This is a genomic window from Streptomyces sp. SID12501, from assembly GCF_010550245.1.
Lineage (GTDB): Bacteria > Actinomycetota > Actinomycetes > Streptomycetales > Streptomycetaceae > Streptomyces.
Genome location: NZ_JAAGLU010000048.1, coordinates 52228 through 62112, shown reverse-complemented (window position 1 = coordinate 62112; position 9885 = coordinate 52228). Strand labels below are relative to the sequence as shown.

General features: G+C 67.0%; 10 protein-coding genes. 9 read left to right on the top strand and 1 reads right to left on the bottom strand.

All coding sequences use genetic code 11. The features are described 5' to 3' along the window. Positions 1–676 precede the first annotated feature (676 nt). From G3I71_RS39895 to istA, 4 genes are all read left to right on the top strand, one after another. Positions 677–1237 carry a hypothetical protein gene (locus G3I71_RS39895; RefSeq protein ID WP_164322887.1) on the top strand — a complete coding sequence of 187 codons (561 nt, stop codon included), beginning with the start codon at positions 677–679 and terminating at the stop codon, positions 1235–1237. Positions 1238–1437: 200 nt separating this feature from the next. Beyond that, positions 1438–1986 carry a hypothetical protein gene (locus G3I71_RS39890; protein ID WP_343243216.1) on the top strand — a complete coding sequence of 183 codons (549 nt, stop codon included), beginning with the start codon at positions 1438–1440 and terminating at the stop codon, positions 1984–1986. Between the two features lie 260 nt (positions 1987–2246). After that, a complete protein-coding gene (locus tag G3I71_RS39885; protein WP_164322885.1) occupies positions 2247–2567 on the top strand; it encodes a hypothetical protein in 321 nt (106 codons plus the stop codon). Positions 2568–2848: 281 nt separating this feature from the next. Next, the gene (gene istA, locus G3I71_RS39880; protein WP_343243215.1) at positions 2849–4342 is read left to right on the top strand and encodes an IS21 family transposase; all 1494 of its coding nucleotides are present in this window, start codon (positions 2849–2851) and stop codon (positions 4340–4342) included. A 29-nt stretch (positions 4343–4371) separates the two neighbouring features. Here the strand turns inward: istA and G3I71_RS39875 are convergent, their stop codons facing one another. Beyond that, positions 4372–4647, bottom strand: coding sequence for a hypothetical protein (locus G3I71_RS39875; protein WP_343243214.1), 276 nt, complete (start codon positions 4645–4647; stop codon positions 4372–4374). Between the two features lie 112 nt (positions 4648–4759). Between G3I71_RS39875 and G3I71_RS50515 the strand changes: the two genes are divergently transcribed. The 5 genes from G3I71_RS50515 to G3I71_RS39850 all read left to right on the top strand — a co-directional run bounded on the left by G3I71_RS50515 (position 4760) and on the right by G3I71_RS39850 (position 9230). Next, the gene (locus G3I71_RS50515) at positions 4760–5542 is read left to right on the top strand and encodes an ATP-binding protein (protein WP_203732578.1); all 783 of its coding nucleotides are present in this window, start codon (positions 4760–4762) and stop codon (positions 5540–5542) included. Beyond that, a complete protein-coding gene (locus tag G3I71_RS39865) occupies positions 5490–6590 on the top strand; it encodes a site-specific integrase (RefSeq protein WP_203732576.1) in 1101 nt (366 codons plus the stop codon). The genes G3I71_RS50515 and G3I71_RS39865 overlap by 53 nt, the downstream gene beginning before the upstream one ends. Then, positions 6587–7519, top strand: a complete 933-nt coding sequence (locus tag G3I71_RS39860) for a tyrosine-type recombinase/integrase (protein ID WP_164322881.1) — start codon at positions 6587–6589, stop codon at positions 7517–7519. The genes G3I71_RS39865 and G3I71_RS39860 overlap by 4 nt, the downstream gene beginning before the upstream one ends. Next, positions 7516–8505, top strand: coding sequence for a tyrosine-type recombinase/integrase (locus tag G3I71_RS39855; protein ID WP_164322879.1), 990 nt, complete (start codon positions 7516–7518; stop codon positions 8503–8505). Before G3I71_RS39860 ends, G3I71_RS39855 begins: the two co-directional genes overlap by 4 nt. A 188-nt stretch (positions 8506–8693) precedes the next feature. Beyond that, the gene (locus G3I71_RS39850; protein WP_164322877.1) at positions 8694–9230 is read left to right on the top strand and encodes a GNAT family N-acetyltransferase; all 537 of its coding nucleotides are present in this window, start codon (positions 8694–8696) and stop codon (positions 9228–9230) included. Positions 9231–9885 lie beyond the last annotated feature (655 nt).

The following is a 9885-nucleotide window of genomic DNA, read 5'->3' as shown; positions in this document are numbered from 1 at the left end:
GCTCGGTCAGATTCGCATCCCCGAGCTACCGAGAGGCCCTGTCTTTACGCGCGTACAACGGGAAGATCACCCGACCAGGAACCCTGTTCGACCCGCACGTTCCATGATCGGTTGAGATACGGCTTCTCAGAGAAGTGACCAGCCCGAAAGAGATGGCACCTGACCAGACTGTTCGGGGCACAGCACACCTCCGCGACAGCCCCGAGAACACCACCAGCGTACGAGCGGCAGCACAGTCCGGCACAAGGAAGGCCAGCCCCTGCTCCCGCCCTGGAGATCCCCCGGCCGCTGGGACACTCCCTGTATGGATCGTTCGAGGGGGAACGGTGACCGGTCGGGGACGCCGTGGTGGTACCGCGTGCCGCCGGTCGCGGTCACGCTCATCACGTACGCCCTCGCCGGGATCCTCAGTCCCAGTGCAGTTCGGTACACAGGGCGGGCGGCTGACCGGCCGCGGTGATCTACCCGGTCCGGACCAGGGATCGGCTCCGTCCAGGTGTCTGCTGGGGCGTCGTCACGAAGGCGACCCTATGCCCGGCCCGCGGCGCTCCTGTGCCATCGAACGTTGAGCCTGTGTCATCGAAGTCTGAGTGACGTGGGTCACCGGACGTACTAACTCCTGTGTTGAAAACGTGAAGCTGGCTCTCCGTCACCTATTCGGCCCTAGCCTCGGCGTATGGATTGGTTCATGGCGGCGTTGGTGGGGACGGCCGGAGGCGCCTCTATCGAGGCCGTCGATGTCGTCAAATCCATCAAGTGGCACCGGCAGATGCCCTGGAACGTGCAGTCCGACACCATCGATCCGCCCCGACGCAGACCCGACGTGCGGCCCGGCGAGGAGCATCTGCCCGCACCCGGCTGGAAGGCGTACTGCGTCGCCGGGGTGCTGCGATTGTTCGTCAGCGGAGCACTGACGGGTGTTGTGGCCGCCAGCTTTCCGCAGAACACGAGTCCGCTCGTAGCTTTTCTCATCGGGCTGGGCGCCCTGTCCGCCGTCCAGCAGGTCTCGACACTGGTGCCACTGATGATCAAGAGTGCCGGTCGAGCTGCGCTGGGCGGTGTTGTGGAGGAGGCACAGCAAGTCCTCCAACAGCAGGGGCAGCAGCCTGGCCCTGGGCAGCCGAACGGTGTTCTTCCGGGGCGACGACAGACGGACAGTCCTGTAGCAGGCACTCCGCAGCCAGAAACGGCCGTTTCCGCACAGCAGGACCTGACGGGCGAAGGGGGCGCGGCGTGACTCTTGCTGCAGAGTCCTTCGCCGGCCGTGTCCTGGCCGTATTCTCACGGCGATCGCCGGGCTTTCGGCCTCCTGAAACGTCTTCCGACCGGCCGGCCAGGTTGGACAGCTCCACTGCCATATCTCCGGCTCCAGACACTCCCGACCCGCGCAACCCGGGCACGGGCAGAGTTCTTCGCTATCTGGAATCGCGCAAGAACGTGACGGGCAGTCTGTGCGGCTCGGCCGGCCTGGCGCTCACCTTCATGGGCATGGTGGGCTGGTATTGGCCGGTCGTCGTCGCAGGGCTCTATGTTGTGGGCGCTCTGCTCACTCCGCCGGAGCGACCGTCGCTGCCAGACTTCTCCACCCAACTGACTCATTTGACGGACGACTTCGCCGAGTTGCGCAAGTATCTCGCCGAGGTCGACATGCCGCCCGCCGCTGCCGGCCGTCTCGCTGAGCTGATCGAACTCCTTTCGGCCCTACTCGATCCCGGTTGGATCGCAGAGCTGCTTGCATACGATCCGGACAGTGTGCATCTCCTCTCGCGGGTGGTCCGGCAGGAGATCCCAGAGGCCGCTGATGCCTTCGTGCGGACGCGATGGTGGAACCGTCTGGCACCGGGCACCGAGCCGCCGGAACGGCACCTGGAACGCCAGCTCTCACTGCTCCGTGACGAGGCGGATCAGGTGACGGCCAGCCTGCGGGCAGCGGAGGCTCACCGCCAGGAATCCCTCACCAGGTACCTGAAAGATCGAGATCAGTAGGTCAGAGGCTCGCTTGCCCGTCCACCGCCACCCCTCAAACTTCGATGACACAGGTCCAGCGTTCCGTGGCACGGGACAGCGGCGACCCGGTCAGCCGCCCGGCCAGGACGGGGCACGGCCACGCTGGGGTGAAGTGCTGCTTGTCCCGTCTCTGATGATCTGGTCCTTGTCTCAGTTGGTCGGGTCCGATTCACTCGTTGTCTCAGCTTGTTCTTTAACCTCTTGCGTTTCTCATGGCCTGCCGCATGTACGGTGCGGTCGTGACAGATGGGCTGTACCCACGACTGGCGGATGCGTTCCCAGCACTTGCTATCGAGATCGCTGAACTGCTGCGTGCTGAGGGGGAACCGCTGGCCGAGGTGGTCGCTGACCTGCCCTACTACGGCCCGTGCACCTGTACCGCAACCTGCATCAACCTGCTGACCGCGCCGCCCGGTTCGTCGGGTTCCTCGATGATCCAACTCGAACGCAACGGCATGGACGTGGTCTGGCTGAGCTTGGATCCTGCCCGGACCACTATCACCGACATTGAAGTTCTGGACGGACGTGATCTCGGCCCACGCGCCCAGCGATCTGATTGAGGCGTCTTCCGCTGTCCGCACGCCGTCCGAGGGATCCGGGGCTGATCACATGACGGCCTCGAACGGTGCCCCGAACGTGATCGCCCGTACGGGGATTCCCGTGACGGCGGCCGTGGCAAAGTCCAGATGTGCGGCCAGCCGAGTCCAGGCTGATGGCCACCGGAATTCCAGGTGGATGGCCGTCTGATCAGTGGTGTTCCTGATCACTTCCTTAACTGGAGGAGATCCCTCCGACCGTTTGCTGGTGTTTGCACGCATCAGCTACCGGCCGGAGAGGTCCTGTGACGAAGTCTGACACGGAGATTATGGAGATCCTTGAGGCGTACGACCTGACGGGGACGGTCTGGTCGGCGGCGGCCCTGGCGGGGCACGATCCGAAGACGGTCAAGCGGTATGTCGAGGCCCGCAACTGCGGGCGCAATCCCTATGAGCGAGAGCCGCGGTCGAAGATGATCGACGCGTTCGGGGAGAAGGTCGAGGAGCGGGTCGAGCAGTCGAAGGCGACGATCCGCGCCGATGTGGTCCACGAGAAGCTCGTGAAGATGGGCTACCGGGGCAGCGCACGCTCGACGAGACGGGCGGTGACCGCGGCGAAAGCCGCATGGAAGGCGGGCAAGCGCCGAACGTACCGGCCGTGGATTCCCGAGCCGGGCCGGTGGCTGCAGTTCGACTGGGGCGAGGGTCCGCGCATTGCGGGGCGTCGGACCTGGCTGTTCTGCGCGTGGCTGTCCTGGTCGCGGTTTAGGGTGGTGATCCCGGTCTGGGACTGCACGTTGGGCACTTTGGTGGCCTGCCTGGACACCACGCTCAGGCGGATCGGCGGGGCGCCGACGTATGTGCTGACCGACAATGCGAAGACGGTCACCGTCAAGCACAGCGCCGGGATCCCGGTACGTCATCCGCAGATGGTTGCCGCGGGCCGGCATTACGGCTGTCAGGTGGTCAGTTGCGTGCCCTACGATCCCGAGTCGAAGGGCGGTGCGGAGGCCACGGTCCGGATCGCGAAGGCCGACCTGGTGCCCACCAACGCGAATTTGCTGGCCGTCTACGACACCTTCACCGAGCTCGCCGATGCCTGCCTGACCTGGTGCGATGCGGTGAACTCGCGCCGTCACCGGGCGACTGGGCAGATACCCGCGAGCCGTCTGGACGTCGAACGCACCACGCTGCATGTCCTGCCCGTCGAGCCGCTCGCGCTGGGCGAGGAGAGGCTGGTCGGCTCGGACCGCACGATCAGCTTCAACTCGGTGCGCTACTCGACCCCGCCGGGCTATACCGGTGCCAAGGTGTGGTGCCGGGTGGTCGGCGAGGAACTGTCCATCACCGCCCGCACCAACTCCGGTGATCTGTCGGAGATTTGGCGCCACCAGCTTTCCACCCCGGGTGTTCCGCAGATCATCGATGCCCACTACCCCGACCATCCCGACGGCCGCAGCATCCACCAGCCGAGGCTGCGGCCCCGCTCGGAGGCGGAGATCGCGTTCATGGGCATCGGCCCCGGAGCCGGGCGCTGGCTCAAGGAGGCCGGACCCGCCGGCGCGGTCCGTATCCGCGCCAAGATGGCCCGCGCGGTCGAGCTGGCCACCGTCCTGGGAAGCGACCACGTCGACCAGGCCCTCGGCCTTGCGGCCACGGCCGGGCGCTTCGCCGACGACGACCTACTCTCGATCCTGGGACACACCGCCGACAGCAAGCCCGCCGGCGAGGTCGTCCGCGCGGGCGAAGCCCACTCCGTCCAGAACGGAACCATCGGCTGGCAGGCCCTAGGCCAGTAGGCAACGGCCCCAAGCCCAGCGGGGCGGGGTCAGTCGCCGAGGAACCACAGATACAGGTGCGTCCCGCGCTCGACGATCTGGCACAACTCGCGGGCCTGAGCGACCCATTCGCCCTCACAAGCGGCCGGAAGCCGGTTGAGTTCCGCCTGCAGCAGCGGGATCTGCCGCTGGTTGAACATCGCGTCCCCATACGGGGTCAGGGCGAAAAGCATCGGGAATTGCGATGGGGCCAGACCCGCGAAGGCATTTGTCCACTTCAACCCGGCCTCGGCGCGAGCCACGACGTTCCCGAGATCACCACGCACGACCAGATTTATCACCTGCCGAGCCTATCGGCGGCTACCGAGACCAGCGAAGGAATATACGACCGTGACGTTTCCCCAGGCTCCGGCCCTGCCCGAGGAGTTGGACAGGCTGATGCGCCGGATGCGCCTGCCCTATATGCGCAAAGCCGCACCCGCTGTTCTGGCCACCGCCCGCGCACAACGCTGGGATCCCGCCGAGGTCCTGCGGCTGCCGATCACCGAGGAGGTCACCGGCCGCGACGCCGCCACGCGGCGTCTTCGCCGGCACTCGGCGAACTTCCCGACCGGCAAGACCCTGGGCTCCTGGCTGGCCGAGGACTCCACCATCCCCGAACCCACCCAGAACTCCCTGATCACCCTGGAGTGGATCGGCCGCGGCGAGAACTTGGTGATCGCCGGCCCGTTGATAACGTCGGGGACGGGCAAGAGCCACTTCACCGAGGGCCTGGCCCAGGCCGCGATCGAAAACGATCTGCGGGTGTCCTGGTTCACCCTGGAAACGCTCAGCGCCGCGATCGAGAAGTCGAAGGTCGACGGGTCCACCGCACGGACCGTCGCCCGGATCTGCCGCGCGGACCTCATCGTCATCGACCTATGCCGAGACCGCGACTATGCCGAAGCCGTGTACGTGTTCCGCTCCTTCGTGGGGTTTCGGCTGTGCATGGCTCTGCATAGTTTCCGTGCAGGGCAGCCTCGTGAGCGAGGGGGCAGGGTGCTCCCGCGAGGGGGTGGCGATGCCGTTCGGAAGTACGCGTCGGAAGGCGGGTGTCCTGACCGCACAGGTCGAGGGCTACCGGGCATGGCTGGCAGAGCGCGGGTACACGACCCAGACCGCCAGAAACATGCTCAAGGATCTGGGGCAGGTCGGGCTGTGGCTGTCGAGGCAGGGCCTTGATGCTGCTGATCTGGACGAGGAGCGGCTGCAGCAGCACCTTTCCGACCTGCTGAAGTCGGGTCGTTGCCGGGTGGCTGGGCCGCGCGGCATGGTCCCGCTGCTGACGTTCCTGCGTGAGGCCGCGGTGGTGCCCGCGCCGCAGGTGACGCCTTCGCCGACGGACATTCTGCTGGAGCGGTACCGGTGCTGGATGGAATCTGAGCGTGGCCTGTCGGCGTCAACGATGCTGCGCTACGGGAACACCGCCCGGCGCTTCCTGGCCGAACAGGCGATGACCGGCGGGGAGTTCGCGCCGGACGCTCTGACCGGGGCGGACCTGAACGCGTTCCTGCTGCGGGAGTGTGCCAGGGTCTCGGCGGGCTCGGCGAAGGGGCGGGTGGCCGAACTGCGGTCCCTGATGCGGTTCCTTCACCTGCACGGTGTCATCCCGATGAAACTCGGCGGCGCGGTGCCTCCGGTGGGTGGCTGGCGCTTTGCCTCCGTGCCGCCGACGATGGCGACCGGCGGCGTTCAGCGGTTGTTGGACCACACTTCGCGGCAAGGGACGGTCGGTGTCCGCGACTACGCGATCCTGATGCTGGTGGCCAGGCTCGGGCTGCGCTCGATCGAGGTGGCCCGGCTGTTGCTGGACGACGTGGACTGGCGCTGCGGCGAGATCGTCGTTCGCGGCAAGGGACGCCGTGAGGACCGGCTCCCGCTGCCGGCCGACGTCGGCGAAGCCCTGGTCGCGTACTTGTCCGGCCCAAGGCCTCTCCTGGATGCCCGTCACGTGTTCCTGACCTGCAGGGCTCCGCATGGTCCGATTCGGGCGGACCTGGTCGGCGACGTCGTGGAACGAGCCTGCCGGCGGGCCGGCTCGCCCAGGGTCGGGCCGCACCGGCTGCGCCACGCCTTGGCCGCCGACATGCTCCGCAACGGCGCCGGGCTCACGGCGATCGGGCAGGTGCTCCGGCATCAGGACCTGGCCACGACCGCGCTCTACGCGAAGGTCGACTTCATCGCACTGCGCGCGGTCGCACAGCCCTGGCCCGGGACGGAGGCGGCATGACCGATCTTCGCCAAGCGCTTGATGACTACCTGCGGCTTCGCCGCTCGCTGGGGCACCAGATGGCCGAAGCGGCGTATCTGCTGCCGGACTTCGTGAGCTTCATGGACACCCGCGGCGAACAGACCGTGACCGTCGCCGCCGCGCTGGACTGGATGAAGACCCGCGAGCCCGAGGTGGTCACGACGGTCAGCCCTCGACGGATCACCGCGGTCCGCGGGTTCGCCCGCTATCTGAGCGGGACCGACCCGGCGACCGAGGTGCCGCCACTGGGGCTGGTGCCCTACATCCGACGTCGGGGTCGGATCTTCCTCTACTCCGACGCCGACATCGCAGCGATCATGGCCGCGGCCAAGGAGACGATCCCTCAGCCGTTGCGGGCGGCGACCTATCACACGCTGATCGGGCTGCTGGCCGCGTCCGGCCTGCGCATCGGCGAGGCAATCAAGCTGGACCGCGACGACATCGACTGGACCGAGGGCGTGTTGCACATTCGCGAGTCCAAGTTCGGCAAGTCCCGGCTGGTCCCGCTGCAGGACAGCGCGACGAACGCGCTGCGCGAGTACGACACCCTGCGCGAAAGGCTGATGCCCAGGCCCAGGGACCCCGCGTTCTTCATCTCCCTCACCGCCAAGAGGCTGATCTACGCCTGCGTGCATCCGGTGTTCCGGGCCCTGGTCGACACCGCGGGCGTCGGCCTCGGCGCCCCGCACAGACCGCGACTGCACGAGCTGCGACATACCTTCGCCGTTCGCACCCTGCTGCACTGGTATCGCACCGAGGACAACATCCAGGCGAGGATCCCGTCGCTGTCGACCTATATGGGACACCGCGAACCGGCCTGCACCTACTGGTATCTGTCGGCGGCCCCGGAACTGCTCGCACTGGCCGCCGCCCGCCGCGACGGCGTCCGGAAAGCGGCCCGCCCATGACCCTGATCGCCCCCACCCTGCAGGCGTTCTTCACTGACCGGCTCGCCCGCCAGCGCCAGGCCAGCCCCCGCACCATCGCCGCCTACCGCGATGCACTCCGCCTCCTGCTCACCTTCGTCCAACAGCGGACCGGGACCGCTCCGGCGAAGCTGGACTGGAACGACCTGAACTCGGACGTGATCTCCGCGTTCCTGAACCACCTGGAAGACGAGCGCGGCAACAGCACCCGAACCCGCAACGTCCGCCTGACCGCGATCCGCTCCCTGTTCTCCTACGCCGCCCTCCAGCACCCCGAACACGCCCTGCTCATCCAGCGCGTCCTGGGCATCCCGCCGAAGCGGTTCGACAAGAGGACCGTCACGTTCCTGACCAGCCCAGAGGTCGACGCGCTGCTGGCAGCACCGGATCCGAAACGCTGGGAAGGAAGACGGGACAAAGCCATGCTGGCGCTGGCCGTCCAGACCGGCCTGCGCGTCTCCGAACTCACCAGCCTGAACTGCGACGACATCACCCTGGGCGACGGCGCCGCCGTCCGCTGCGAGGGAAAGGGACGTAAGCAGCGCACCGTCCCGCTCGACCGTCCCGTCCAGAACCTGCTGGGCTCCTGGCTGAACGAACGCGGCGGACGCCGCAACGACCCCCTGTTCTGCACCCGCACCGGACGGCGCCTCAGTCGTGATGCCGTCGCGCAACGCTTGAGCACCCACGCCAAGACTGCGGCGCGAACCTGCCCGTCCCTGCTGGACAAGAGCATCCACCCACACGTCCTGCGGCACAGTTGCGCGATGTCGTTGTTGCAGGCCGGGGTGGACACCACGGTCATCGCGCTCTGGCTCGGCCACGCCGGCGTCCGCTCCACCGACGCCTACGTCCACGCCGACATGACCATCAAGGAGAAGGCCCTGGCTCTGACGGCGCCGGTCACCGCCCAGCCAGGCCGCTACCGGCCCACCGACAAGGTCCTCGCCTTCCTCGACCGCCTGTGACTATGCCGAGGCTTTTCCAAAGGGTTTGTATGCGCGCAGGACAAACTGTGGCAACGTGTCCAACCGGGTACAGCCGAACGTGCACCGTTCCAAGACGACGCTCAGGGATTGATTTCCCTTGTCCCGCATATCGAGCGTCCACGATCGGCAGGACCGACCGCGCGTTCGCCCATGAGATGGTTACTGGCATGACAGTTGGCACGACTCCGAGCAGCGAGGTTGTACTCGAGACGAGTCGCCTGCTGCTCAGACCTTGGCGGCCAGCCGAGGCTGTCGTCCAGCGTGAACTGTGGACCGAACGCGATCCACGAGTGCCGCCGCACCGCCGAATCGACACGGACGGACGCCCCACGGTCGCGGAGCTCGAGGATTCGATCCGCACCAACCAGCTGTGGTCGAGCGGGTTGCTGGCGGTCGAGCGGAAAGCCTCTCGCGACGTCATCGGCTACTGCGGGCTGGTCGACAGCGGGCGAGGATCGGCAGGGGAACCGGAACTGGCATTCGAGCTGCTACGCCGAGTTTGGCGTCAGGGATACGCGACCGAGGCCTCGTTGGCGGTTCTGGAATGGGCGAGATCATCTGGACACGAACGTCTGTGGGCCACGGTCTGGGACTGGAACACCGCTTCTCGCCATGTGCTGGCCAAGGTCGGGTTCACCGAGACTGAGCGGAAGGAAGTAGACGCGGTGCGCGGGACCACCCTGTTCACCACGAGACGGCTCTGACACACCCAATGTTGGCCTTCCGGACGGCTCCGTGCAGTGCTGGCAGGCGGCAAGTGTCCCCATTCCGTCGGCAGAAGCGGATGCGGCACACGCTCGATGCCGGGGCGCTCGGGACGGAACACCACGGCGGCCGGACCGTTCATATGGGTCTCGCTGAGTCCGGTGGTCGGATCGCGGTCGGTTGAACGTCGGACCTGCCTCCGCTCGTCTCATCATCGATCCGGACGACGCTGTGCACGTTCACTCGCACGTCGACAAGCTGCGACTGTCGGGGCGGCACCGTGGCCAGTCGAAGGAGCTGGAGCAGATAGTGGCGCTCGTCAAGAAGGGGTCCCGGCTCATCGTCGTGGACGGCGTCACCTACCGTTGGCGCATCCGCCACAAGCCGACCTACTGCCAGGCCAACGGCTGGAATCCGCTGACGTTCGCAGTCGAGGACGCAACGGTCCCAGGGGCCGCTCTCGTCGTTCGGACCGATCGCCCCCACCCCGGGAACTGGTTCGGCCTGCCGACGAAGCCGGTCCTTCCAGCGGATGTCGTCCAGGCCATTCGGACCGCTCTCGCACGAGGGTGGACGCCATATGTCAGTGGATCGCCCTTCCACCTCGAAGTCTCAAGCGCAAGCAAGTCAGGCGAAGGCCCAGCTCTCGACAGC